A 25,077-nucleotide genomic window follows, 5' to 3' on the forward strand; every position below is an offset into this window, starting at 1 on the left:
CATCACTTCTCCATGTTTACATTGATGGGGGTTGGATTGACGAGGTATTTCTCAGGTGTCGGATAGTTCTCGAAACCAAGGGTGTAGTACCTGAACCAATCCTTCACGTCCTCAAGCATCTTCTTTTCCTCGTTTGCATCAACCTTTATGTCACTGTAGTAGGTCCTTCTTTCAGGAATCGACATTATCTCGCCGTTATGGACTGCGATTTCCCCACCCTTGATGGTATAATCGGCATACCTGAATTTGGTGATCAGGTCATTGTAGTTGGCTGTAACGTCCAGTTTTGTTGGATCGATATCATAGATGGTCACATCACCATCTGCCCCTACAGCAAGACTGCCTTTCCTATGTGCCATACCATTGGTCTTTGCAGGAGTGGCACGGGTGATGGTTGCAATGTCATAGAGAGACAGTTCACGGCTGACACCGCCGAGTGTACTTCTGTCATTTGCCCACTTGTGTACTTCGCTGAATGTCTCATTCCTGTAAGCCTCTGACATCAACCATGTCATGACATTCGGATATTTGGTGAATGGTCCACCGTTAGGATTATCGGTTGTCATGATGGTCTTCCATGGATCATCGATCAGAAGCAGAGATTCAAGTCCCATTGCCCACTGGACACTGTGTACGGGGTTGCTCTTCAGATATGTGAAAGGGCATACACCGGAACCACATTCAAGTTCCACATCACAGTTAGACCATTTACCGCCTGTAAGAACTGCGACATCATGGATAGACGGACCGTCTCCGGTCATACATGTGGCCTCACCGAAAGGTACACTACCACTGTCAATTACCACATGGTCCTGACTGTTGACATAATCTGTAATATCCTTCACACCGGATTCAAAGTCTCTCCAGGATGTTCCGCCAAAGGCATTGAATTGCAAGTGAGTCAGGTAGATGGATTTATCCTTTGTAGGATCAATCTTGGTTTCTGCCCATTCAACTCCCATATCCTGATTGGGTTTGACTTTTGATGGAATGGTAAGGGATTCCTTTGTTGTTTCATAACATCCCGGGTGACCCAGGTTGTTGGCGTGCAGGTGTACCGGCATAGGAATACCGAGCATTTCATTAACTTCGGTAAGTCCTTCGATGATTTCCCTTGGTGTAATTTCAAAATGGATGTTGGTCTCATCCAGGGATTCGACATTCTTACCCCATCCCCAGTTCTCCACACCGGCAGGGTTGACACATTTTATACCATAGGTCTTGTGTGTCCTCATCATCCAGGCCACATATGCAGCAGCTTTGTCAATGTCGCCTTCCTTGAGATAGCGCATCATGAACCAGTTGTTACCAAGAACAAGGTATCCTCCCATGTCAAGCATTGGGATGGAATGCATCTCTTCATGGGTGTGACGTGCTTCCAGGGGCGGGACTGCAGCTTCAAAAGCTGTGGTATATCCCATCTGTGCATATTCATACCCTTCAAGATATACGGAAGGTACTGTTTCCCCGGTACCACCATGGGTTATTGAGGTCTTTGGACGATTCCACTTGTAACTGTCCTCTGGCCGCATCAGACGACCGGAGTTTACTTTAGCACCGGCAATATGGGTGTGGGAATCCACTCCACCAGGCATTACGGTTTTACCGGTGGCATCAACGACCTTTGCGTCTTTCATTTCCGCATCAGATAATTCAGGGACGACTTTTCCGTCCTTGATATAGATGTCCATGACATCCCCGTCGATTTCGTTGAGGGGATCAAAAACATGTCCATTTTTTATTGCAATAGTAGCTGCCATATTATTCCACCTCTCTCTTTTCCAGCCAGATAGCGTTTGTCGGGCAGATCATGGCACATGCGCCACAGGAGCCACAAACGTCCTGATCAACTACATTAACTGCTCCATTCTCGACTTCCAGCAATGCTTTTTCATCCATGTTATTGAGGTGCCCTGCAGCAAGTTCCTTATTTGCATAAGCATTCACAGGACAGACAATTACACAGTTTCCGCATCCAAGACAGTCATATTCGTCGGTGACAAGTTTGGAAGTAAGTGTTGGCTTGACGGAAGGTTTGTCGAGGAGTTTTTTCTCGAATACTTTCTTCTTTTCCATTTCAGCTGCAATTGCAGTTTTCTTGACATCAATTGCCTGTACTGGACAGGAAACTGCACATGCTCCACAGTAGATACATGCATCCGGCCTCTGGGTCACTTTGTCAACACGTTCCCCGGCTTCCCAGTCCGGGTTGAATAATGCATTGCAGGGGCATACATCAACACAGGTACGGCATGCCTGACAGACATCCTCATCCCTGAACCAGGTTCCTTCAAATGGCTTCTCCACTTCAATGGCATCAACCGGGCAAACTGATTCACACCATCCACAGTGTACACAGCATTCCTGGTTGATTGTTGTTGTACCATCGATTTTTGCTTCATTATCGTTGGAGAGCCACTGATCCACTTCAATGCAACCCTGTGGACATACCTGTTCACAAAGTCCGCAGTGTACACAATCATCATTGACAGTGGTTGGTTTAATAGCATTTATGAGGAAGGTTTTTTCCTCTACTGGCTTTCCGTCTTCTCTCATTTCAAGAGCGCCTGTAGGACAAACTTTGGAACACATTCCACATGTTATACATGTGTTCGGTCTGATCTCCAGGAACTCTTTGTCGATGAGTCCTCTGGCAACCGGTCCGACTGAACCGATGACCAGTGTCTCTTTTGGACACACCATGACACAGTTCCACAGCCGATACACTTCTCAGGAATGTATACCACCTGTTTGTTGTCCTTTGTCGATATCACTGTTTCATTCATATTGTAGTCTCCGTTTGGCTATCGTTACATGCATCACAAAGAACTTCATTGTTTCTTTGAATAAAACTTTCATTACATTTCTGGCATAATTTTATTGTCTTTTTCTTTTTTACCGGTACATCTATATCTACCATTTCATAGGAGTAGACATTCTCACCGGCTTCAAGAAGCACAGGAACAACTTCTTCGTGGCGAAGTTTCTTTGTGTTCATATACCAGGCATGTAATTTAGGGTAATCTTTAGTCTTCTCCGGGTCGAGATATATCCTTACTCCTTTAACAGAAGCAATTCCCGATGGAGCTTGTTTGTTCACAGTCACAGCCATTTTTCCTGTATCGTGAACTCTCAAACGTTTATTGCCTGTAGTGGAACCTTCAAGTATCTGAAAAGGGTCTGGTATACAATTATACGTTTCACTTAGGGCGTATATCCTTTCCCCTTCCTTAATATCAAGTACCCTTTTTGCAATATTTAGCATGTGGATTCCTATTAAAGCACCACTGCTCAAAAAACCGTGGAATGGAACGACCTTTTCAACCTGTGAAAATAGTTCTGGATTTTCCACTTTTATCTTTTCTTGGATCTCATCCATAGTTTCCATATAAAAACCTCTAATAAAGAAGGCCGGTGAGATGCTTATAAGCTTCCGGATGCCTAAAGAACATAGCGATGAAAATTATATATAATTATCGATGTGCATCAACCCCACAGACGTACCAAAAAAGAGGTTATGCAGCCTTGATAAAGGCTGCAATAACTATCTGCAAAGAAGATCTAATCTCCCTCCTTTTATTCTGATGTGGTGGAATTGTCTTCAGCCAGACTCTGTGAAAGCTGGTTTAGCACATCTTCCATCTGATCTATTTCTTCCCCGTAACCGGTCCAATTGCCTTCTTTCAGGTATTCCTGGGCCTGATTGTAATGGTCCAATGCCTGTTGTGCAAGCTCTCGGGAAGTCTGGGATACTTCCGGCTGATCGGTTCCTTCTTCCCTGTCAACACGACCTTCAACCAGCATTTGCAGGGATTCCTTCAGATTCTCTCCCATGACAACCTTTTGTCCTGAAGAAACAATAACTCTTCTGAGTTCCGGAATTTCAGATTGTTCAGCACTTATGAATAAGGGTTCTGAATACAATATCGAGTTACCGATCGGAATAACAAGCAGATTTCCCCTGATTACACGGGAACCACTTTGACCCCAGAGGGTCAGTTGCTCAGAAATATCAGGATCCTGATCGATTCTGGACTCTATTTGGGTAGGTCCATAGACAAGTTCCCCTTTTGGCAATTCGTAATGCTTGAGTTGTCCATAGTTTGGCTTATCGCATCTGGCTGCAATCCAGGCAATCATATTCTCCCTGTTACGGGGTGTAAATGGTTGCAGCAACACATATTCCAATCCGCCATTATCGGGTAATTTGGTAATCATGTAATAGGGTTCCATTTCAATGCTGCTTCCCCTGTAAACTTCCCTTGGTATCTCCCAGGAATCCTCTTTATTGTAGAATTCTTCTGCAGATTTCATGTGGTAATTTTCATATAAATCCATCTGGACCTTAAAGAAATTCTTGGGATAGCGAATATGTTTTTGCAGGCCTTCCGGCATTTCATCAAATGACTTAAACAAATCCGGGAATATCTTAGAGTAGGTATTCACTACCGGTTCGTCCTCTATCATATAGAAATCAACCGTTCCATCATAGGCATCTACAACAACTTTCACTGAATTACTGATGTAATTAATACCGTTAAACTGCACTCCGTAATAGGTTTCAGAATAAGGATACTTGTTAGCCGTCGTGTAAGCATCCATTATCCAGTAGAGCTTGCCTTCATGGATTACCGGATACGGGTCATTGTCATATTCAAGGAACGGTGCTATTTCCTCTGCCCTGTCATCGATCTGTTGACGGTACAACAAGCGGGATTCATCATCGATATACTGGCTCAGGACAAAATTCGGTTCACTAAAGGTATATGCGAATATCAGCTGCTTTACAAATGAATCCAGTAGTATTCCACTTTTACCTTCATATTGTGTAAATACATTCTGCCCTTGTTTTGGATAATCAAATTCATCCTTTCCGGTATTTACTATATTGTAGTCCCTGTTGATTTCCCCGTAATATATCCCTGGATTATCAACTTCAAATTCTCCTCTTGGAGGAATGTCCTGTAAGACCAATTCAGGTCTGCCATCTTCGGTCTTTGTACTGACCGGATTCATAACCATCCCGTAACCATGGGTATATACCAATTTTTCATTGACCCATGTCTTGGCTTCAGGGGATAGGCGAGAGGTATCCAGTTCCCTGGCCGATATCATATACTGCTTGTAGCCGTCGTCCATATGATAGCGGTCTGTATCAACATCGTTGAAAGTATAATAGGTTCGGATCTGCTGAAGCTGTTTATAGGTCTGCTCCAGAGCACGCCGGTCCCATATCCTTATATTATCAATTATCTCTGAATTGTTTTCCAGCTCTGATGAGGTCAAATCCAAATTGGCTTCGAATGGCTTTTCTTCAACATCAGAAAGACCGTACGCGGCTCTTGTATATTCAATATTGTATTCCAGATAGGGTTCTTCAAGCTGGATTTCAGTAGGTTCTACCTTGAATTGCTGATAAACCCCCGGGACAAAGGAACTGGCCACTATAAATAGTGCTATAAGGGCTATAGCCACAAAAGGTATTTTTATGTTTTTCAACTTTACGTTGGCCAATAAAGCAATTGAGGTCAGCACTGACAATACAGTCAGGATGGTGAAAATCGGCAAACTTACATTGACATCGGTATACCCGGCTCCAGCGACAAGCCCTTGCTGGGAGAATAGTATTTCATATCTTTCAAGGAAAAATCCAAAAGCAATTAGTGCAAACAGGAATGCAAGTATTGCAGAAATATGGACAAGAACTTTTGTAGGCAATTTATCCATTATTTCTTTTAAATCAATCGACTGATTCAAAAAATAAGGTTCTTCAGAGTCTTCTATTTCAATTCTATCGGAGCTGAATAAAGGTTCCAGCCTGTAAAAATAAAGAGCCAGTACCAGTATCAGAGAAAGGATTGTCAGGCCGAGGAACACACCCCTTATCATATGAAGGAATGGTAGCTGGAATACGTAAAATCCTATGTCATTCATTAGAATGGGGTCTTCTAATCCAAACGATGTACTATTAAAATAAAGTAATATAGTCTTCCAGTTACCACTGAATATGAGGCCAAAGATAAATGATACAGCCACAATTGACACCAGAATTATCTGGGAATCCACTTTTTCGGATGTAATGTTCTTTTCTGTAAGGATTTTATCAATTGAGTCTCTTGCAAATTTTGCATTTATATAAAGGAATACAAATGCAATTATAAAACCAGGAATTATTGCAATTAATTTCCATTGTAATATTGTTGTAAATACGGATGTATATCCTACCATATCAAACCATAGGTAATCCGTGTAAATTCCTACCAGGGGACCTATCCCCACAAATAATGCCAGAATTAACAGGAATATAATTTTCATATCTTTCATAATAAACCCCATGAGTAACCTGACTCATATAAAAGTCTCATTTAGAGAAGAAGTTGCATGTTAATAAACCTTTTTTCCCACACAAATGGGGTAACTATATGGATGTTGGTACATTTACCAATACACAAAGTAAATATAATCTGTCTTATATACATCCCCACCAATAAAGAGGTATATCCATGTATTCAAGACTTTTCTTATCCCTCCTGTTAATATGTGCTATGGCCACCACAGCATCTGCTTACACACTTGATGACGTCGAGTGGGACACAAGTATCGATTCCGCAACCCTTCATTGGGGAGATTCCGTGGAGGATAATGGTTATACTATTACTGCCGAGGATTTTCAAAAGGATGAACACGTCTATATAAGCATATCAAAAAATGGCCAAACCTTGAAACATGGAGCATTGCTTGTTGGCGATAATCTTGAATACAGGGATACTGAAGAAGGAAAAGATATCCGGGTTAATGTGAATGAAGTTAAGGTTAATATTGATGAGTGGACTGGCAATATGGAGGATCCTACCGCTGAAATTCAGATTGATAATCGAGGGGAACCTGAGTTTGACATTAGTATCGAAACAGACAGGGATGAATACGATCCTCGTATAACTTCCGAAACCGAAATGGAAGTCACATTGAAAATCAAAAATGATGGTTCAGCCAAAGCTGAAGATGTTCAGCTTACTGTTGATCCGGCAGGAATGGATGTTGTTGGAGGTGATCTTAAAGAAACCATATCTTCGCTTGAGATCGATGTGACAACAGAGGAATATAAATTAACTTTAAAGGTACCTCACCTATGGGAAGAGACTGATTTAGACATTGTTGGTACAGCAGGTGGATATGATATCAACGGGGAATTGCATGAAAATGAGGAAAGTGAGACCGTAACCATCGCTCCTAAGGTTGAGTTAATGATAACCAAATCCATACCTGAAGAAATATATATGGATGAAACAGCCCGGGTTTCAGTTTCAATACGTAATAATGGTCTTTATCATGTGGGTGATATTACTGTAGAAGATGAAATCTTCGATCATATGGAACTGCTTGATGATATAGCTCTTAATAAGAAAATTTCTCTTGAAGCCGGAGAAACCATTAAACTTTTTGAATATTCACTGAAACCCACCAGATCAGGAGAATTCACAGCACCTGCTACAGTTGCTTCTTTCAAAGCACCTAACGGGAAAACCTATGAATATGACTCGAATGAACCAGAAATTGAAATAAACGGCCCGGTAATATCAGTTACGCAGAGCACGGAAAGTTTAACAGTTCGGCCATCAGATGAAGTAAAGGTTTCTGTAAAAGTGAGCAACAAAGGAAACAGGGATGCGAGTGTGAACGCAATATCTGAAATACCAGAGGATGTTACCTTTGTAAGTGGAGAAACCGGTCTGGATCAGGTTATTCCAAATGATGAATCAAAAAGTTATAATTACATTATTCGTGCAGGAAATGATGGTAATTTCACAGTACCCGCTGTTAGAGTTTCTTTTATTGACATGGAAAATTACAAAGGGGAAAGGGTCTCCAACATCCTGCAAGTTAATGTCACCAACACTTCAACTCAGGAAACAGCAACTGGCACATCAAACAAGGATGATTCACAAACATCTGATGATGATGGAGACGATAATAGTATTTTCAGTGATGATGAATCAAATGGTGGATCCGGTTCAGGTGAAAATAATGAAAACAACAAAGTTGAACCCGGATTTGGTGCATTGATGGCAATTTTTATATTGGCAGGAATATATGTATTTGGGAAAAAACGGTAAGTGAAGGAATAGTATGAAGTACAACCTCACATTATTGCCTTTCAGGATTTTTCTTTTTTTTTCTGGTAATCTTTTTTGCAGCAAATATAACTGTAATGGCAGTTTCTGCAGCAGATATAGATTGGAAAGACCCGGAAGAATATACTCTCGATTGGGGTGAAGAGGTTAATGTTAGTGGTTATACAATAAAAGCAGTTGATTTTTCGAAATCTTCCCCAACTGATGTCGAGGACGATTTTGTTATGTTATCTGTGAAATCAAATAAGTCCGATAGCTGGACTGCTGTTTTGGGTACGAACCAATCATTTTATTCTCCGACAAAGGTTTTCGATGACCTTGTAAAAATAAATGCTTCTAAAATTGTAACCGCCAGTGATATCCCGATTCCTTTATACTGTAATAAATGTATCAATTTCAAACGAAACTAAAACCTCTCCTTCCTGGATAAATGACTCTGTTTCATTTTCCAGAATTACTGTTAATAAAATATATATTGACCAAAAAGCACATGTTACCGTTAAGGTCTCAAATCTCAAAGGCATTCATTTTGAAAAATTATCCATAAATACTTCTCTTCCTGATGGTCTCATAGTTGATCCTGATCAGGATCTTGATTTTAATGGATCACTACCCCCTCGCAAAGATAAGACATTTCATTATTCTGTACGGGCAATCAAGCCAGGAAATTATACCCTGAATCCTGTAAATTTGAACCTTACTTATCTGGGTATTGATTATCATCTCAAGACAAATGATAGTAATCTGGTAGTCCATGGTCCTTTCATCAATGTCAGTAAAGAATATTCGTTAAAAGCAGAGGATGGCAATTACTTTATAAATATCAGCACAATAGCTACAAATGAAGGGGATCGTGCTGCATATGTCAAATTTGATGACCGAATGCCAGCTGAAGCCAAAATAATCGGGAAAGATAAAGATAAATCGGGTGTTTTATACCCTGATCAGTCGTTTACTATAAATAGCTCTTTAAAGGTGGAGGAAAAAGGAAACTTTGTACTCCCTGCCAGTTTTGCATCGTTTTCAGATTCTTCTGGTTACAGTGGCTCTGTATCATCGGGAAATATTCTCATTTCCCTTGCCACCTTTAATGAAGCTGGCGAAAAAGCAAAATCAAAAAAGCCTCTTGATATAAATGCATCGATAAAAACAGATAACGGATCCATCAATGGAACAAATAATACTTTTCTCTTTGGTTCGGTGAGATCAGTAAAAGATTTTGTGAATGTAACAATGGGAATCATATATGATTCCCTCAATTTTTAATAATTGTAGCTATATTGATATGAACAGACATGAAAAAAACTGATACAATTATATTCACACATGGTGATTCGGATGGAGTATGCTCGGGAGCCATAGCCAAAAGTGCATACCCGGATGCCAGGGTCTATTTTACCAGTCCGGTGAGTCTGCATAATAGACTTGATATAGCTGAAGATTATGATAATATCATTATCTGTGATATAGCCGTGGATGAACGCTCATGTGTAAATCTCTACAATAAGATTAATGATATTGCCAGTCGTGCGGATGTTACCTACATTGATCACCATCCTCTTCCAAGGATGTGCTGGGATGAACCCTGGTTTTACCATGACCTGAACACATGTGCCGCAGAACTTACATACAAGGTCTTTAAATCCCGTCTGGAAAGGGATATCCGCAGGATTGCTGTGTATGGTGCCATAGGTGACTATAAGGATAATACACCTGCAATTAAAAAATGGACAAGAGATTGGGACAAAAGAAGTCTCTATTTCCAGGCAGGAACATTGATCCAGGCATTGCAATATGTTGGTAGAAACTATGATTTTAAAAGAGAAATTATTGCCCCTCTTTCCAATGATCTGATTCCTTCTGAAATACCCAATCTCATTCCCTATGCAAAAAAAGCATCAAGAATTGAAGAAGAGTTGAGAATACGTGTAAAGGAGTTGGTCCATCCGCTTCATTCGATAGCTTATGTCCTTGATCCTGAAGGTTACCTTTCCAAATCCGCAATCTATGCAGCCTCTTATGGAAGAAAAGGAATAGGGATTGCAGCCGAACACAGGAACAATAAAGCTGCTTATGACCTGAGCTTGCGCTCCCGTAACAGCAGTGTGGATATTAACCTCCTTTTGCGAGATCTTGCACCCCAGTACGGAGGTAGTGGCGGCGGGCATCCAGTGGCTGCAGGGGCCCGTATTCCGGAAGGAAAACTTGATGCATTCCTTCAGGAATTTGACCGAAGGGTGAATCTGGCTGAAACAAAACAGGAGGATTTATGAAGCCTGCTGCAGTCCCCAAAAACAATGATTTTGAAATTGTATTTGCCGGTCGCTCCAATGTAGGCAATCCTCTATTGTAAGAGCTCTTTCCGGACGCAAAGTGAAGGTCGGCAAAAGACCTGGTGTCACCCTGAAACTCACTCATGTGAAGAAAGGGGAATTAGTGATTACCGACCTTCCCGGCTTTGGATTTATGAATGGTATAAAAGAGCGCAAACAGGATATCGTGAAGGATAAGATCGTACGTTATATAGAAGAGGGAAATCAGCGGATTAACATCGCTGCTATAGTAGTTGATGCAGGTTCTTTTATTGAGGTTGTGGATCGCTGGGATCAACGGGGCGAGCTTCCCATTGATATAGAAATATTCGATTTTTTTACAGAAATGGATCTTGAACCCCTGATAGTTGTAAATAAAATGGATAAGGTCAAGGAAGAGGATAAAGATAGGGTCCTTGATGCTATTATTGAAAGATTGGGGCTTTTTCCACCCTGGAGGCAGTGGATTGACAGGGTAGCACCGATAAGTGCTAAAAAAGGAGATCTGCAGGCCTTAAATTCTATTATAAGGAAGCGCATCCATTCGGCTAAAAAAGATTCTTTGCTAAAATATATCTGAAAATAGGGTATTGTTAGCCCCTTATACGGAAATCCACGCCCATGTCCCTGGCTATCTGGTTGCATTTTTCAGTATCAATTTCAGGAACATTTACCACACTGAAACGTACATAAAGGCCTGCTTCTTTTGATTTTTCCGCAAATTCCAGCAGGGCACCATAAGCGTTTTGATAGAATGGTTTACAAATCCTGTCATAAACTTCTGTGGATTCTGCATTAAGGCTTACTGAAACTGCATCCAACCCGGCATCCACAAGACAATCAACCACATTAGTCTCGGGATTTATAAGTTGGCCGTGTCCATTGGTATCCAGTCTTACATATGCCCCCTTCGCTTTCAACCAGCGTGTGACAGCAAGCAGCATGTCAAAACGGGTTGTCGGTTCCCCGAATCCGGTGAAAACTATCTCTTTATACTTTTTCAGATCGTGCTTTTCCAGTTCTGCAATCATCTCATTTTTGGAAGGGTCTTTTTTAAGCCACAGATTATGTCCGTATAATCCTTCTCCCTGATTGCGGATACAAAAATAACAGTCTGCACTGCATTGGTTGGTTATGTTCAGGTACAGGTTACCATGGGCCTCATAGCATATTGAGGGTTTGTCAGTTTTCATTATTCCAATCTCCATCGGGAATAAGAGGAAAGTTAGAAGTGTTACATGCAGAAGTATCAAGAAAATACATCCAGGCTTCTCTGTTGCTTTCCAGTTTTACTTTTTTTTCTTTTAAAGAACTTGCCTTCAAGTATATCAAGGCTATTCAGCATATTCCTGTCAATACAATATACTTCTCCATTGATATTACAACAATTACCAGTGTCCACAACAGCTGGAAAACTACCCAGGTCGAACATACAATATTGATCCGCGGTAGTATCTTTTTCAATAAATACAGAATCCCTGATTATATGATGATTGGAGAATCCATTTTTAAGAGTTCCATAAACAAAAACATCCATGATTAACCCAATCCGAAATTCAGCTTTGTGAGTGTTTTTTTCACAGGATCGGGAAGCTTGCCACACTGGATTGCTTTCATGTATTGTGGTGAGATCGTCCGTATGGCTTTTGACATCAATCTGTCAGATCTCATCAGATTGTCCATCATTTTACGGATATAAACAGCAGTTTTTATCTCCAGTCCCATTTGCTCTCTCCATCTCTTTTCATAAATGGAGAGTTCACATTTACCTGCAATATATTCTCCAGCCGTTTCTCCTGCCAGTTTTCCCCCTATCATAGCCGTGGGAATTCCCCCTCCGTTGGTAGCGATCAACTGACCTGCAGCATCACCGGCAAGCATTACATTGTTTGAGACCGTTTTCTCGGGAGTGCCCCCTACCGGCACCACTCCGGAAACCACGGAAAGTATCCTTGCATCCTGCAGTTTCTCGCTGGCAATGGGGTGTTTGTACATGAACTTTTCCAGATAATCCCGGGCACACATATTCTTCTCGAAAAGCACTTCCCGGATCCCCACACCGATGTTTGCGGTGTTTCCTCCCTGTGAAATAATCCAGGCATATCCGCCGGGAACATAGTCTTTTCCGAAATACATCTCTACGGCATCCCTGTCCGCTGCGGTGTTTGCAAGTTCATATTCAAAAGCGGTTCCGATTCCCATTGGATCATGTTCCCGTTTCATACCGTGGGCTTTTGCAACAATAGAATTTGGACCGTCTGCACCTATCAGGACTTTGCCCCTGATTGTTGATGGTCCAGACCCCATCCACTTCAATTGTATTTCCGTTAACATCTGTTACATTGGTCCCCACCATCAACTCGGCGCCTTCCTCAGCTGCCCGGGATGCCAGGTGTCTGTCAAACCTTCTCCTGTCAAGAGAATCAGCCGCTACTTCAAAACCCTTTGAGTAGCCATCGGGTGCAATAAAACGCTGATAGGTGCTGGTAGCATGCACACAGCTCTTCGGATAATCAAGCAGGGTGTGGGGAAGGTGTGCATTGGGAACAAGTTCCTGCAGGGTATCTGCATGGGGCATAAACCCGCCACATTGAAGGGGCACACCGATGTCTCTTTTCCTGTCTACAAGTAACACGGATGCACCGCTCTGTGCGGCATACATTGCGGCTGTGGTACCCGCCGGACCGGCTCCGACAACTACCACATCATATATTTCATCGGGATGCATGGGAATAATTGCTACTTTGGTATTACTTATAAACCTATTTCGTCAATCACATGCCGCCCCCAATCTGAGACAGCTCGAATTCCATGTCATCGGGAACTCTTGCAGTGAATACAAAAACAGTATACCTGAGTTTCCTGGCTTCGGAGATAGCTGTCTTTTGTCTGTCGCTTAATTCTTCAGTAGAACTTATGCACAGCATCTTGCGGTTTGCTCCAACCAAAAAATCAAACTGCTCTGAATAAGCATTCAAAAAATCAACCATATCCCTGAGCTCATCCCAGCGACTGCACATGTGCAGGCTTTTCGTAGAAGAATTTTCTACATACCAATCCTTGCTCATGTAGGGGTAGGAATCATACTGTTCCTTAATTTCTTCATAGGCTTTCTGGATTCTGGGCATATCTTTTGCAAGGTTTACCCATTTCCATTCATTCTGCGAAAAGTATTTCCCGGCCAATATATCAGCAATTTCCTTTTTATCTTTTGCATCGAGTTTCATGAGATCACCTGTTAAAAATCATCATCCTGTACATAACTCCTGTCAAATTCAATCGCAATTTCAGCTTTTTCCAGTTCCCTTCCAAGATAACCGGCATGTTCAAGACTTGTGACAAGTCCTTTATCTATTATCATGTCCAGGATTTCTGCAGCATTTTCACCGATGATAGTTTCCTGTGCATGTTCTGCGACTATGTACCTTTTTCCATCATTTACATGAGCAACTCCTATATGGAATGCTCCGGCTGGATCCAGTTGCCAGTTGGGGCTACTCTTTGCATTGGTTGCATTATCGGGGATATCAATATCCGGCCGCTTTCGTTTTTCCTTGATCATGAACATGTCAATTCCCAGGTCCTTTGGGGAACTGTGCCTTTCCTCTGCCAGTTTCATCATTGAAGAGGCAGTTTTTAGTTCGGCAATGGAACCCCGGGTCTTATCACTGTATTCGGGTGTGAAAAGAATGGCTGCTCCTACCTCATGTGCTATTCCGCACAGGGTTGCATTTATACCTATAGAATCAGCATCCATGAGTTCAGTAACATTACCAGCCCCAAAGAATAGAGGTATATCCGGGTAAGCATCACGGAATTTTCTGTATCTTTCTACAGAAGATGTAAATCCATGACCAATTGGATCAAGCACAGGGTCTGCAATTATATTTTCAATTCCTAAATCCTTTGCTTGTTTGATATTCTGTATCAATGTATCATATTTATTGCCACTGCCCGGGATAATCACAACAGCACACCCCTTTGCAGCAATCTTGTCTCCCAGCTCATCAATATTTGTATCATTGAGGCTGAGGACCATATCAATACCCGCATCAATTGCACTACGAATATGGGCAGGGTCCAGTGTATCCACACTTAGGGGTAGTCCGGTCACTTCTTTTGTATTGAGAATGGCCTCATGGACGTTTTCAGCGGGTGTATCTATGGCCATGCCCAGATCGATGATGTCAGCACCTTTACGGGTGAATTCTGCCACTTTACTCTGAAGATGGCCACGATCCATATTTCCTGCATCAACGATTTCGCCCATGACTTTCATTTGGGAATTGCCCCCAATTTTCGTGTCATTGAGTATTAAAGGAGCAAAAGCACTCTTTTCCATCTGGCCCAATTTCTTGTATGCTTCCTGTTGACGTATATCTTTGAGTAATTCACATGCAGGGATTTTATTTGAAAATTGCACATCTCCTGCAAACCGTATTGCGTAATCCAGATCATAGGCATGTTTAGGGCCTAAGTAGACAGGGCAACCTATTTTGTTTGCAACTTCTGTGAAATCACCCGGGACAAGACCGGGAACAAGAATCATATCAAATTGCCCGGGTTTAAAATTATCGTCTTCATAGGAATGAATTAACCTTTGTGGGGTGATGAAAGCAGCTACGTCAGTATCAACAGTAAGTACACTTGTATCAGAACCAACCGCATGACGAACTGTGCTTTCCGCCAGGTGACCTGTAGCTACAAGAATTTTCATGGGAGAATAATCGGTTGGATATTAAAAATAAGTATCTGTGAAAGATGCTTTTGAGGCATCTTTCCAGATTTTAATTAATTATGTCTATGATAGAACCGCCATTGTCAGAAGATCGATTCATTGGTTCGACTACCTGACGGCTTCCGTTTGGGACCTTTGTATAACGTGATTCAGTATTCTTTTCTACAATATCGGCCTGATATTGAGGTCCGAGTACCTGTGCTGACTGCACTCCGGTCATAATGGCCATTACACGAATCTTTCCTTCATAGTCATCGCGAATTCTGGCTCCCCAGATTATATTTGCATTTGATGACAATTCATATGTCAGGGACGCTGCAACTTCTTCAGCTTCCTTTAGGCTCAGGTCCGGTCCGCCGGTAATATGCACAAGGCTACCTGTGGCACCGCGGTAATCGACATCGAGAAGTGGGTGATTCAAAGCTGCCCTTACTACATCTTCGCTCTTGTCCTGATTCTTACTTTCCCCGACAAGCATTACGGCCACGCCACCACATCCCATAATGGCACGGATGTCTGCATAGTCCAGATTGATAAGAGACGGCTGTGTAATAGTTTCAGTAATACCCTTTACGGTTTCAGCGATTAGCTGGTCCATTACTGAAAATGCCTGCTCTATAGGGAGGTTTGGTACATAGTTGAGAAGCCTGTTGTTGTCAAGTACAATAACAGTATCTGCTGCACGGCGCAAATCCTCTATTCCCTCTTCAGCTTTCACAGCACGGGCCCTTTCTACCCTGAAAGGACTGGAGACCATACCTACTACAATTGCTCCTTGTTCTTTTGCTATGTCAGCCACAACGGGGCCTACACCGGTACCGGTACCTCCTCCCATACCTGCAGTTACAAAAACAAGGTCACTTTCCTTGAATACTTCTTCAAGGGTTCCACGGGCAAGGTCTGCTGCTTTGGCACCGACTTCCGGGAAACCACCCGCACCAAGTCCACGAGTTAAGGTTTTACCCACCAAGATCTTCTTGTCAGCACGGATGTGATCAAGATGTTGTTTGTCCGTATTTATTGCAATAGTTTCGGCACCTTCGATACCGATATTATACAGACGGTTAACGGTGTTGTTTCCGGCGCCTCCGCAACCAACTATGGTTATCCTGGGAAGCCCGAATTCAAAATCTTCTTCCTCTTCAAAATTCTTTCGATACTCTCTTTCTTGTTCTGATAGTTTTAATGCATCTTGCACTATGGACTGCACATTCATCCCCTCTTGATGATTCGTGACGTTACGGCCTTCTAGGTAATGACAAGGTATCCAGCATTCCCGATATACGAAGAAACTCTTACCCTATCTCCAATTAATTCTCTCATAGCCGCCCGCATACTTCACTTACGGACGGGAATCCCGCCGGAACTACATGTAAATCAATCAGGACCAATTGTTGTTTGGAAACCTGAAATTTATCTTTTAATTATTGTAGCCCTCAGGCATTCGACATTCGTTCGAATTAAGTCTGACTTTCAGCGGCCAAGCACCCGCCTTTGATCTGACTGTATTCTTACATTCGTCTGACTTATTATTTATAAATAGTTGTATATAAGGGTATCCATTTATATCATCCTTTTGTGATACAATCGTAATCTACACGGGTTTTGTTAAGCCTGGGTAGATTTCCCCACATGCCAATATATTCACCCTGAACAACAAGGGCACCATTTATACCCCCAATCCCTTCTAAAACTTTAAATGCTTTTTCCACAGCTTCCTTGCCAGGATCGGTTGCATTTGAAAGAGCGGTTGCAGCAGCATCAGCAAGGGATACATTTTCGGAAAAAACAACTGCAGCATCTGCCATTCCAAAACTGATCGATGGGCCGACAGTACCTGATGAAGTACATATCCCGGCCACATTGTCAATAGGTTCAAGCACAAAACCAACATCCTTTACGGCGGATTCTCCTGCATATATACCTACCACAATCTGTCGATTTGTTACATAGGCTATGTCTCCTCCATTGTCAACCAGTGCAAAACTTGCTCCTGCATCTACCATTGCTTCAACAGCAAGTGACGCAATCGTACCGGCCACGGCACTCATCGGACCAAGTCCCATTGTAGCTGAAGCATCTGTCATTCTTCTGACTACTTCAGGAGCATCTTTGGGGCATGAATGAGGTTCCAGTGTAATCTGAAAATAAGGGTCCCTTCGAATATAATTCTCAAGCAGTGACCTGTGGAAGCCAATAGCTTCTTTGGCTGCTTCCACATGGCTGGCATCATCTGCATGGATGCTAACTATAGTTTCCTTGAGACGGTAATGTTCTTTCATGCTTTGCAAGATAATTATTTCTCAAGGCTCAGGGCATGATGCGGACACATTTTGATACAGGTGCCACACTGTATACATTTTTCTATGTCCTGGGCAATACCCCAGTCATCATCAAAGGAGAACACATGTCCGGGACAAACCGAGATACAGGCTCCACATTCTACACATTCTTCCTCATCCCTGACGATCGGGTGGTCTAGAACTGTTACTTTAGCACCCTTTGATTCCAGTGCTTCCCTTATAGCCTTGAAATCACCACTTTCGACCTCGGCAATAATCTCTCCGTAGGTGGAATCGAAATGTGCCTGCGAGATATTCAGGGCGGTTCTGGTTTCAATCATTGATTCTGCAAGTATGGGCTCTCCTATGACATTGGACGAAATATTGATTTTTATCATCATTTTCACCGCCTCCTTGCAAACAGTTTGCTGATATCATTACTCGAGATTATACCGATTACATATCTGTCATCATCTATCACAGGCATTGCTGATACTTCCTTCATGTCAAGATTACGTGCTGCAATATCTATGGGATCAGTGGCATTGGAGGTGAGAACCTTTTTTGTCATGATATCCTTCACATAATTACATCCCGTTTCAGCAACAGCTTTGGATATATCCCATGCAGTCACAATACCTGCCAGTTTTCCATCCTCTGAAACTACAGGCAAATGGCTAAAGGTATTTTCCATGATCATTTTAGCTGCTTCATGGAAGGTTGCGTTTTCATCGATGACCACTACATCCCTGGCCATAATATCCTGTACCAGTGGGTTTCTGGTTGTCTGTCTCATCGGTTTGCATGTGGCTTTTGCAGGAAGTCTCTGGGAGGGGCTGTTTACAAAAAATTCTCCTGCTGTGACCCACGTTTTCAGTTCCTCTGCAATCTCACGTGATTTTTTGAAACTTGACATAGAGGAGGTGGGTGTATCTTTGCCGTTTATTTCGATGCTACCGGAGCGTAGTTCTTCATAATTGACTTTTCTGAGAACAGGTCTGTCCCTACTTGGGACCCCATAATCCAGTACGTTTGTCACCACATCTTTATCTGTAACTGCGGTTGATTGTGCAAGTTGTTCATTCAGGATGGGGATAGGTATGCCCATCCCAACGTAGAGAGATGTGCCGTATTCATGGAAATTCGCTGCACGAATGTAATCGGCACTCATATCTTTCAGGTCACCTCTAAGCATCAATGTACCAAAATTAGTTTCCGGGCTGTGTTGTGTTCCTTCTCCAATAATATGTCCTTTTGTCCCGCCAAGGAAAATAGGGGTTCCAACTCCTATTGTCTGGTAATCAGGATCATTGGATAATGGTGACAGTACGCCAGCGCCGGAATAGGTTACATTTCCATAGTTGGGAAGTAACGAACCCATATATGTGTAAATCGTTCTGTTCATCCCGTTAGTAGCAACATTGTATTTCTGATATCCGTTACGGGGGTTGATCATGATTGCCTGGTTCAGGTCATATATGTTGAGTGTAGTGTCAAGTGTTTTTCTGGGATAACAATCAGTACCGTAAGATGTGGCATGAAGATCAATGGATTTACCGCGTATCAGGTCCTCAATTACATGGGCCCCGCCATAATCGAAACCTTCAGTTTCGGAAAGTTGTCCTGCTCCGATAAAGGCATCTACTGCAGCTACGCCTGAGTAGGCTTCCACACCATTTAAAAAAACCTTATTCATTTTCATTGGTGGCTCTGGATGTCCGAAATTGAGCCAGACTCCTGAGGAACACATTGCCCCAAATGTACCTGTGGTAACTACATCAACTTCCTTCGCAGCCTCTTTTGCACCCAGTTCTCCCACTATACCTACCATTTCTTCAGCCGTCACAACATTGACATCACCTTCTTTTATTCTCCTGTTTATCTCCTCTATGGATTTTTCTACCATGAAATCTACCTCTGTTAATATCAATTGGTAATATTAGTGTATCTATATATTACTTCTGGTTATTGGATGTAATTCTTTTTTGTTTTTGTGAATCAAAGAGTTATTATATTTGGTGAAATATATGGCAAATGGGAGTTGGTATGGTGTTAATGGGTACTAGCGTACATAATTCATTATTTGACAATATGTTCTATGAAATCCTGACAGAGGATATATCATTTGACCAAAAGATGGAAGAAATTGCAAAAATCCTTCCTCAAATACTTCGCTATCCGGATAAGGCATCTGCAAGAATATTGTTTGGTCCTTATAAGTCTCCTGGCTTTAAGCAGGGTAAATATCAAATCTCCTCTTCACATATATCCACAAATGAAGAGAAAGGCCATGTGTTATGTCTTGAGTTATTTTATAATAACCTTTCATTGAAAAATAATTACACACCTTTCAATTCTGATGAAAAACAAAAACTTGATTTTATTGCAAAGATTTTGTCTATATTTATTGATAAGGAGGTCGAAGTGAAAAAAGCCCGGCATGATTACGACTTCCTTCTGGGCAGTACAAATGAAATTCCATATTCCCTCAACAGTGACGGAAAAATTGTCTATATTTCACCCAAGATTCAAGAATACGGTTTGCGTCCTGAACAAATGATTTCCCGACCATTTACAGATTATGTATGTCTGGATGATAGGGACGAGTGGTTGAATATATTTAAAAAAATAAAATTAGTGGATATCTTACCTATTAAAGCACAGATGCGTATTCAGAATTACAATAAAGAGTTGCATTGGTTCCAGAATCATATAGATCCAACATATGATGAAATGGGGAATTTTTTGGGAAGTAATGGTGTACTCAGTGAAATAAACATGAGAAAAGAGGCAGAAATCCATTCTCAGGAACAGTCCGATGCGTTTCGTTTTCTTGCAAAAGCATGCAATCAGTTCGTCGACCCCTTTTTTGAAGATATTGATTTGCTCATAGAACCAATACTGGAAAAGATTATGGGAATTCTTGATGCAGATTCAATTTTTATATATGAACTAAACCATAGCGAAAATAATATGCATCTAACACATTACACTTGCGTACCATATTTAAAAGGAAGATGCGAAATGGCAATGGATAAATTAAACTCACTGTCAACTGCACAATTCTCGACTATAATTGAGAAATTCCAGAAAAATGAGCCCTATTACGTAAATTCTATAGAGGAACTCCCAGATTCTGAAAAAAATCTGAAGGGACTCTTGACAATATTGGATCTTGAATCAGCTCAGATTATGCCTGTACATGTCGAAAATCAGTTGGTAGGATTTATCGGTGTAGTTTCGGCCACAAAAAACAAACATTGGCCATCCTATAGTGATGATCTCCTCAGGATATTGTTTGATTCTATATTCAATGCAAAGGAACGAGGTAAAACCTATATGATGCTTGATAATACAATGCATCTTTACCGTTCTCTTTTTGACAGGTCAAACGATGCTATCTTTATCCACTCTTCAGGGGGTACCATAATAGATGCTAATAGAAGTGCCTGCAAAATAATTGGCTGTTCCCATTCTGATATGTTATCTATGAAAATTGCTGATCTTTATCCTCACGAATCTAAATATATGGCACAGTCAAAATCAGCAATCCAGAAAACATTGAATGAAGGATCTACACGTTTCGAATCGAAAATGAAACATATGAATGATTCAGTTATTGATGTTGAGATCAGTTCTTCTGTACTTGATAAAGAAAATAGTATCATGCTCAGTATAGTAAGAGATATTACTGAACGTAAAAGATCAGAACTGGAACTGGAAAGTTATCGCAAACATCTGGAAGAAATTGTGGATCAACGTACCTCTGAACTCCAAACTGCCAATTCTTGGGTCTCTGCCCTCTATGACAATGCTCCTATAGGTATCGGTGTGCTTAATAAAGATCTGAAATTGATTGATCTTAATAAAGGAATGGCCGAAATTACTGGCATTTCTAGAGAAAATATTGTAGGTAAATCTCTATTTTCTATGTGCACCGAAGGGTCTTCGAAGTATCTTGATAATGACCTAGGGCCAGACATTCTTGAAAAACAATTTTCCACAGAATTTCACTGGGTATGCAATAAAAAACACATCTGTATACAGTTCAATTCTCAGCCACTGGGTTTGAAAGATTCTCCTCAAAAGGTAATCTTTACTGCACAGGACATTACACGAAGAAAACAGGCTGAAATCGCCCTTAAAAATTATGCAGGTCAATTGGAGAAATCTAACGAAATGAAGGACCTTTTTACCGATATAATGCGCCATGATCTTCTAAATCCTGCAAATATCGTAAAAGGTTTCATAGACATACTCATAAAGAAAGAAAAGGAAGAAAAAAAGATTCATTTCCTATCAAGGATCAGGGATAACACAGAACGCTTGATCGATATGATCGAAAACACAGCTTACCTGTCCAAACTTGAATCTACTGAAACCCTTGAGCTGCAAAAGATGGATCTGGGTCAAATATTAACTTCCTGTATTTCAGAGATGTCTCCTCTGGCCGAAAATGAAAATATGGATATAATACACGATCTGCAACAGCCATATCCTCTAAAGGCCAATCCTATAATCAAGGAGGTTTTTATCAATCTGCTTTCAAATGCAATCAAATATAGCCCTTCGGAAAGTTCAATTCATGTAGGGGTGCAGGAAAACGACTCTTCATTTAAAATAATGATAAAGGATAGGGGTTCTGGGATTGCTGATGATGATAAACCATACATATTTAACAGGTTTAACAGGGCACAAAAAGGAAGCATAAAGGGCACAGGTCTTGGCCTTGCAATAGTAAAAAGAATTGTAGATTTGCATGGTGGCAGTGTTGGAGTGGAAGATAACCCGGAAGGGCAGGGTAGTGTTTTCTGGGTATATATAGAAAAAGACCCTGAAAACAATACAAATTCAGGTTTTGGGTAACTTCACATGAACTGTAGTACCCAATCCTTCCATACTCCTTGCCCATATACTTCCGTTATGAATATCTATTACCTTTTTGCATATATGGAGTCCCAGGCCAACACCATTATAGATGCGGGTTGTGGATCCATCTATTTGGTAAAACATGTCAAAAATACGCGGAAGTTTTTCTTTTGGTATTCCTATACCATTATCTTTTATCTTTATGTGTATATATTCTTCTTCCTCTTTCAGGGTAATTTTTATTTTCCCGGATCCCTGTGTGAATTTTGATGCATTGTCCAGTATATTAAGGAAAACGTTTGTTAACCTGTCTCTGTCACCATAGATAAGGGAAGATTTATTTTGGATATCAATACTTATATCGACATCTTTTCCTTCTGTGTGGACTTTCATTTTTCCATGGAATCAGTTATGATTTCACCAACATCCACCTCTTCGAAGTGATACTGGTATTTGCCCTCTTTTTCCATACTCATATAAAGCAGGGAGTCAATTAGCCTTTTGAGCCGGTCTGCATTACGTACAACTGCCAAATTTGCTTTTTTTCTGGTCTTCGTTTAATTCACCCAGTCGTCCTTTATCAAGCAGGTCACTGAATCCCTTGATAGATATCAGGGGTGTTTTCAGTTCATGGGTCAGGTTTGCGAGGAATTCACTCTTTAGCTTATCCAGATGTTTAAGATCTTCATAGGCTCGCTGGGTCATTTCGAAAAGTTGGGCATTTTCAATTGCAATCCCGATGTGTTTGCCTACATGTTCCAATACTTGCAGGCTTTTTTCACTGACTTCATGATTGAGGGGGATAGAAAGCTGGATAAAACCCATTATTTTTTCCCTGGAATAGAGGCGGAATAAAAGATACTTTTTGTGCTGCATTTGGCCCTGGTAATGGAAAGTATCTTCTGCAACAAGGGGGCCTGATGGAGTACCTGCAGAATTATCAAACATGTTTTCTACTGTAGAATAGTGAATGTTTTCAGGATATTCTCCCCTCGGGCCTATATAGGCACGCAATACTGCCTCTTTTTCTTCTGGGTTTATTATGTATACTCCACCTGCAGTAATGTCAAGAAGGTCTTCCATTTCCATTAGCATTTCATCAAGGAGGTCATCCACATCAAGAGATTCTGATGCAAGAGCAGATGCTGAATATAGGATGGATATATCACGTTCCTTTTCCAGAATGGTCCGTTCGGACATTTTACGGTCTGTTACATCAAGCAAAATTCCATGGTATTCCAGATTATCATCACATCTGCAGGGGAATGTAATCTCTGAAATCCATTTTATACTGCCTGAAGAATCTACGACACGATATTCGCAGGTAAACTGGTTTGACGAATTTTTCCGGAACCTGTCAAACTCATTCTGGACAAAGCTGCGATCTTCGGGATGGATGAATTCATTATATGTCATCCTCCCTTCCAGGAAATCTTCAGGTTTGTATCCAAAAATTGTTACTCTTTCAGATACATAATTTGTCCTGGCACGCTGATCCCCCTTCCAAAAAAAACAATCATGGGGCTTTTATCGATTATTTCTTCGAAGTTTGTTGCAACTGTGAATATATCAGTACCTTTATATTTTTCCCTGGGCTTAAGGTACTTCAAATTGTTCCCCGGTACGGGCTTTTCTGTAACCATTAATATTCATCCCTTCTCCATCCTTAATTAGCAAAATTATATTGCAATTGATTGCTCTTTTTTAAAGATATATAAACTTATATATGTTTGGGAGAATATATAATATTGTTTTTAATGTATAGAATCAAGTCCATACATATTATAATTGATATGTTATTTTTATTTTAAATGTATTTCATTTTCGTCATCATTATGAGAAAAATATATATAGCATGTTTTGTTGCACTATTCTTGGTATAAATGACTCATATAGCCGGTTTACCCGATCATCCTGTAGTCTAGTTTCCAAAAAGTTATATAAAGGCAGAAGGCTATACGAGACAGACCTTTAACATATCATATTAAAAGCTAAATTCAGAGTTGATTATATTGGCAATCGAGAACGGAGATTTCATAAAAGTATCATATACTGGTAAATTCGAAGGCGGTCTGATTTTTGACACTACCGATGAGGAACTGGCCAAGGAAAACCAGATATTCAATCCACGTGGAGTTTATGGCGGTGATGTGGTAGTTGTAGGTGCCGGTCATACCATTAAAGGACTTGACGAGGATTTTGTTGGCAAGGATGTTGGATATAAGGGAGAACTTGTCATTCCTCCTGAAAAAGGTTTTGGAGAACATGACCCCAAGCAGGTTGAGACCATTTCCCTGAATAAGTTTGAGGACAATAAAGCAACTCCTGGAATGGGTGTAGAAATAGAAGGAAAACGTGGTGTGGTCACCAAGGTCATCGGAAGACGTGCACGCGTTGACTTCAATCATCCTCTTGCAGGTAAGGAAGTAACCTATGAATATACCATCGACGAGAAACTCGAAGGAGATGTTGACAAAATCAACGGTCTGCTTTCCCTTTACACAGGAGTACCAGAAATCGAAGTTGAGGTTGAGGATAAGACCGCCATTATCAATATCCCTGTTGCACTGAGTTTCAACCAGCGCTGGCTCATGTCAAAGAACAGGATTGCTTCTGAGATAATCGAAAATATCGGAATGGAAAAAGTCAAATTTGTCGAGACTTATCCGGTAGAATCCCCTGCACCTGCAGAAGAGGCAGAAGCAGAAAGCGAAGCTAATGAATCAGGTGAAGAGTAATCTTCG

Annotated in this window: 24 protein-coding genes and 1 pseudogene; 7 read left to right on the forward strand and 18 right to left on the reverse strand. The window is 41.1% G+C overall.

Features of this window, described 5'->3' with window-relative positions:
* Nucleotides 1–2: 2 nt before the first annotated feature.
* The 4 genes from C9889_RS09485 to C9889_RS09500 all read right to left on the reverse strand — a co-directional run bounded on the left by C9889_RS09485 (nucleotide 3) and on the right by C9889_RS09500 (nucleotide 6,324).
* The gene (locus C9889_RS09485; protein ID WP_129599115.1) at nucleotides 3–1,760 is read right to left on the reverse strand and encodes a formylmethanofuran dehydrogenase subunit A; all 1,758 of its coding nucleotides are present in this window, start codon (nucleotides 1,758–1,760) and stop codon (nucleotides 3–5) included.
* A gap of 1 nt (nucleotide 1,761) precedes the next feature.
* On the reverse strand, nucleotides 1,762–2,703 hold the full coding sequence (locus C9889_RS09490) for a 4Fe-4S binding protein (protein ID WP_129599118.1): 942 nt from the start codon (nucleotides 2,701–2,703) through the stop codon (nucleotides 1,762–1,764).
* Between the two features lie 79 nt (nucleotides 2,704–2,782).
* Entirely contained in the window at nucleotides 2,783–3,388 is a 606-nt protein-coding gene (locus tag C9889_RS09495; RefSeq protein ID WP_129599121.1) for an FmdE family protein, read from the reverse strand.
* 188 nt (nucleotides 3,389–3,576) lie between these two features.
* On the reverse strand, nucleotides 3,577–6,324 hold the full coding sequence (locus C9889_RS09500) for a UPF0182 family membrane protein (protein WP_129599122.1): 2,748 nt from the start codon (nucleotides 6,322–6,324) through the stop codon (nucleotides 3,577–3,579).
* Between the two features lie 179 nt (nucleotides 6,325–6,503).
* Between C9889_RS09500 and C9889_RS09505 the strand changes: the two genes are divergently transcribed.
* The 5 genes and pseudogenes from C9889_RS09505 to engB all read left to right on the forward strand — a co-directional run bounded on the left by C9889_RS09505 (nucleotide 6,504) and on the right by engB (nucleotide 11,024).
* Nucleotides 6,504–8,114 (forward strand): BatD family protein, encoded by a 1,611-nt coding sequence (locus C9889_RS09505; RefSeq protein WP_129599125.1) that lies wholly within the window; start codon nucleotides 6,504–6,506, stop codon nucleotides 8,112–8,114.
* Between the two features lie 95 nt (nucleotides 8,115–8,209).
* Nucleotides 8,210–8,542: a hypothetical protein gene (locus C9889_RS09510; protein WP_129599128.1), complete on the forward strand. Its 333-nt coding sequence runs from the start codon at nucleotides 8,210–8,212 to the stop codon at nucleotides 8,540–8,542.
* The gene (locus C9889_RS09515) at nucleotides 8,487–9,398 is read left to right on the forward strand and encodes a hypothetical protein (protein WP_129599131.1); all 912 of its coding nucleotides are present in this window, start codon (nucleotides 8,487–8,489) and stop codon (nucleotides 9,396–9,398) included. Before C9889_RS09510 ends, C9889_RS09515 begins: the two co-directional genes overlap by 56 nt.
* Before the next feature lie 29 nt (nucleotides 9,399–9,427).
* On the forward strand, nucleotides 9,428–10,405 hold the full coding sequence (locus C9889_RS09520; RefSeq protein ID WP_129599134.1) for a DHHA1 domain-containing protein: 978 nt from the start codon (nucleotides 9,428–9,430) through the stop codon (nucleotides 10,403–10,405).
* A pseudogene (engB, locus tag C9889_RS09525) lies at nucleotides 10,402–11,024 on the forward strand (GTP-binding protein EngB). Before C9889_RS09520 ends, engB begins: the two are co-directional and overlap by 4 nt.
* A 13-nt stretch (nucleotides 11,025–11,037) precedes the next feature.
* Here engB and C9889_RS09530 read toward each other — a convergent pair.
* The 10 genes from C9889_RS09530 to C9889_RS09570 form a co-directional block, all read right to left on the reverse strand.
* Complete coding sequence (locus C9889_RS09530) at nucleotides 11,038–11,637, reverse strand: TatD family nuclease-associated radical SAM protein (protein ID WP_129599137.1); 600 nt, start codon at nucleotides 11,635–11,637, stop codon at nucleotides 11,038–11,040.
* 56 nt (nucleotides 11,638–11,693) lie between these two features.
* A complete protein-coding gene (locus tag C9889_RS09535; protein ID WP_129599140.1) occupies nucleotides 11,694–11,981 on the reverse strand; it encodes a gamma-glutamylcyclotransferase family protein in 288 nt (95 codons plus the stop codon).
* Nucleotides 11,982–11,983: 2 nt separating this feature from the next.
* The gene (locus C9889_RS11340) at nucleotides 11,984–12,751 is read right to left on the reverse strand and encodes a geranylgeranyl reductase family protein (RefSeq protein ID WP_318531572.1); all 768 of its coding nucleotides are present in this window, start codon (nucleotides 12,749–12,751) and stop codon (nucleotides 11,984–11,986) included.
* Nucleotides 12,651–13,172 carry an NAD(P)/FAD-dependent oxidoreductase gene (locus C9889_RS11345; protein WP_318531573.1) on the reverse strand — a complete coding sequence of 174 codons (522 nt, stop codon included), beginning with the start codon at nucleotides 13,170–13,172 and terminating at the stop codon, nucleotides 12,651–12,653. Before C9889_RS11345 ends, C9889_RS11340 begins: the two co-directional genes overlap by 101 nt.
* A gap of 46 nt (nucleotides 13,173–13,218) precedes the next feature.
* Nucleotides 13,219–13,671 (reverse strand): hypothetical protein, encoded by a 453-nt coding sequence (locus C9889_RS09545; RefSeq protein ID WP_129599144.1) that lies wholly within the window; start codon nucleotides 13,669–13,671, stop codon nucleotides 13,219–13,221.
* A gap of 11 nt (nucleotides 13,672–13,682) precedes the next feature.
* Nucleotides 13,683–15,161, reverse strand: coding sequence for a dihydropteroate synthase-like protein (locus C9889_RS09550; protein ID WP_129599147.1), 1,479 nt, complete (start codon nucleotides 15,159–15,161; stop codon nucleotides 13,683–13,685).
* A 70-nt stretch (nucleotides 15,162–15,231) separates the two neighbouring features.
* Complete coding sequence (gene ftsZ, locus C9889_RS09555) at nucleotides 15,232–16,392, reverse strand: cell division protein FtsZ (protein WP_129599150.1); 1,161 nt, start codon at nucleotides 16,390–16,392, stop codon at nucleotides 15,232–15,234.
* 358 nt (nucleotides 16,393–16,750) lie between these two features.
* Nucleotides 16,751–17,464 (reverse strand): UPF0280 family protein, encoded by a 714-nt coding sequence (locus C9889_RS09560; RefSeq protein ID WP_129599153.1) that lies wholly within the window; start codon nucleotides 17,462–17,464, stop codon nucleotides 16,751–16,753.
* A 14-nt stretch (nucleotides 17,465–17,478) separates the two neighbouring features.
* A complete protein-coding gene (locus tag C9889_RS09565; protein WP_129599156.1) occupies nucleotides 17,479–17,865 on the reverse strand; it encodes a 4Fe-4S binding protein in 387 nt (128 codons plus the stop codon).
* A 2-nt stretch (nucleotides 17,866–17,867) separates the two neighbouring features.
* On the reverse strand, nucleotides 17,868–19,370 hold the full coding sequence (locus tag C9889_RS09570; RefSeq protein WP_129599159.1) for a homocysteine biosynthesis protein: 1,503 nt from the start codon (nucleotides 19,368–19,370) through the stop codon (nucleotides 17,868–17,870).
* Between the two features lie 128 nt (nucleotides 19,371–19,498).
* On the opposite strand from C9889_RS09570, the gene C9889_RS09575 reads away from it, so the two are divergent.
* Nucleotides 19,499–22,330 carry a sensor histidine kinase gene (locus tag C9889_RS09575; RefSeq protein ID WP_129599162.1) on the forward strand — a complete coding sequence of 944 codons (2,832 nt, stop codon included), beginning with the start codon at nucleotides 19,499–19,501 and terminating at the stop codon, nucleotides 22,328–22,330.
* Here C9889_RS09575 and C9889_RS09580 read toward each other — a convergent pair.
* The 4 genes from C9889_RS09580 to C9889_RS09595 are packed head-to-tail and all read right to left on the reverse strand — an operon-like array spanning nucleotide 22,316 to nucleotide 23,976.
* The gene (locus tag C9889_RS09580; protein WP_129599165.1) at nucleotides 22,316–22,726 is read right to left on the reverse strand and encodes a sensor histidine kinase; all 411 of its coding nucleotides are present in this window, start codon (nucleotides 22,724–22,726) and stop codon (nucleotides 22,316–22,318) included. The genes C9889_RS09575 and C9889_RS09580 overlap by 15 nt on opposite strands.
* Nucleotides 22,723–22,866, reverse strand: coding sequence for a HAMP domain-containing histidine kinase (locus C9889_RS09585; protein WP_129599168.1), 144 nt, complete (start codon nucleotides 22,864–22,866; stop codon nucleotides 22,723–22,725). The genes C9889_RS09580 and C9889_RS09585 overlap by 4 nt, the downstream gene beginning before the upstream one ends.
* On the reverse strand, nucleotides 22,850–23,788 hold the full coding sequence (locus C9889_RS09590) for a PAS domain-containing protein (RefSeq protein ID WP_129599171.1): 939 nt from the start codon (nucleotides 23,786–23,788) through the stop codon (nucleotides 22,850–22,852). Before C9889_RS09590 ends, C9889_RS09585 begins: the two co-directional genes overlap by 17 nt.
* Nucleotides 23,789–23,790: 2 nt before the next feature.
* The gene (locus C9889_RS09595) at nucleotides 23,791–23,976 is read right to left on the reverse strand and encodes a hypothetical protein (protein ID WP_129599173.1); all 186 of its coding nucleotides are present in this window, start codon (nucleotides 23,974–23,976) and stop codon (nucleotides 23,791–23,793) included.
* 369 nt (nucleotides 23,977–24,345) lie between these two features.
* Here C9889_RS09595 and C9889_RS09600 point away from each other — a divergent pair, with 369 nt between their 5' ends.
* Nucleotides 24,346–25,071 (forward strand): peptidylprolyl isomerase, encoded by a 726-nt coding sequence (locus C9889_RS09600; RefSeq protein ID WP_129599176.1) that lies wholly within the window; start codon nucleotides 24,346–24,348, stop codon nucleotides 25,069–25,071.
* Nucleotides 25,072–25,077: the final 6 nt, after the last annotated feature.

Source organism: Methanohalophilus profundi (genome assembly GCF_004137855.1).
GTDB classification, from domain to species: Archaea; Halobacteriota; Methanosarcinia; order Methanosarcinales; family Methanosarcinaceae; genus Methanohalophilus; species Methanohalophilus profundi.

Excerpts from the sequence above, each read along its gene's own strand:
- C9889_RS09485 (WP_129599115.1), bottom strand. The coding sequence starts at position 1,760 with ATGGCAGCTACTATTGCAATAAAAAATGGACATGTTTTTGATCCCCTC.
- C9889_RS09490 (WP_129599118.1), bottom strand. The coding sequence starts at position 2,703 with ATGGTGTGTCCAAAAGAGACACTGGTCATCGGTTCAGTCGGACCGGTT.
- C9889_RS09495 (WP_129599121.1), bottom strand. The coding sequence starts at position 3,388 with ATGGAAACTATGGATGAGATCCAAGAAAAGATAAAAGTGGAAAATCCA.
- C9889_RS09500 (WP_129599122.1), bottom strand. The coding sequence starts at position 6,324 with ATGAAAGATATGAAAATTATATTCCTGTTAATTCTGGCATTATTTGTG.
- C9889_RS09505 (WP_129599125.1), top strand. The coding sequence starts at position 6,504 with ATGTATTCAAGACTTTTCTTATCCCTCCTGTTAATATGTGCTATGGCC.
- C9889_RS09510 (WP_129599128.1), top strand. The coding sequence starts at position 8,210 with ATGGCAGTTTCTGCAGCAGATATAGATTGGAAAGACCCGGAAGAATAT.
- C9889_RS09520 (WP_129599134.1), top strand. The coding sequence starts at position 9,428 with ATGAAAAAAACTGATACAATTATATTCACACATGGTGATTCGGATGGA.
- C9889_RS09530 (WP_129599137.1), bottom strand. The coding sequence starts at position 11,637 with ATGAAAACTGACAAACCCTCAATATGCTATGAGGCCCATGGTAACCTG.
- C9889_RS09535 (WP_129599140.1), bottom strand. The coding sequence starts at position 11,981 with ATGGATGTTTTTGTTTATGGAACTCTTAAAAATGGATTCTCCAATCAT.
- C9889_RS11340 (WP_318531572.1), bottom strand. The coding sequence starts at position 12,751 with ATGGGGTCTGGACCATCAACAATCAGGGGCAAAGTCCTGATAGGTGCA.
- C9889_RS11345 (WP_318531573.1), bottom strand. The coding sequence starts at position 13,172 with ATGCATCCCGATGAAATATATGATGTGGTAGTTGTCGGAGCCGGTCCG.
- C9889_RS09545 (WP_129599144.1), bottom strand. The coding sequence starts at position 13,671 with ATGAAACTCGATGCAAAAGATAAAAAGGAAATTGCTGATATATTGGCC.
- C9889_RS09550 (WP_129599147.1), bottom strand. The coding sequence starts at position 15,161 with ATGAAAATTCTTGTAGCTACAGGTCACCTGGCGGAAAGCACAGTTCGT.
- C9889_RS09560 (WP_129599153.1), bottom strand. The coding sequence starts at position 17,464 with ATGAAAGAACATTACCGTCTCAAGGAAACTATAGTTAGCATCCATGCA.
- C9889_RS09565 (WP_129599156.1), bottom strand. The coding sequence starts at position 17,865 with ATGATGATAAAAATCAATATTTCGTCCAATGTCATAGGAGAGCCCATA.
- C9889_RS09570 (WP_129599159.1), bottom strand. The coding sequence starts at position 19,370 with ATGGTAGAAAAATCCATAGAGGAGATAAACAGGAGAATAAAAGAAGGT.
- C9889_RS09575 (WP_129599162.1), top strand. The coding sequence starts at position 19,499 with ATGGGAGTTGGTATGGTGTTAATGGGTACTAGCGTACATAATTCATTA.
- C9889_RS09580 (WP_129599165.1), bottom strand. The coding sequence starts at position 22,726 with ATGAAAGTCCACACAGAAGGAAAAGATGTCGATATAAGTATTGATATC.
- C9889_RS09595 (WP_129599173.1), bottom strand. The coding sequence starts at position 23,976 with ATGGTTACAGAAAAGCCCGTACCGGGGAACAATTTGAAGTACCTTAAG.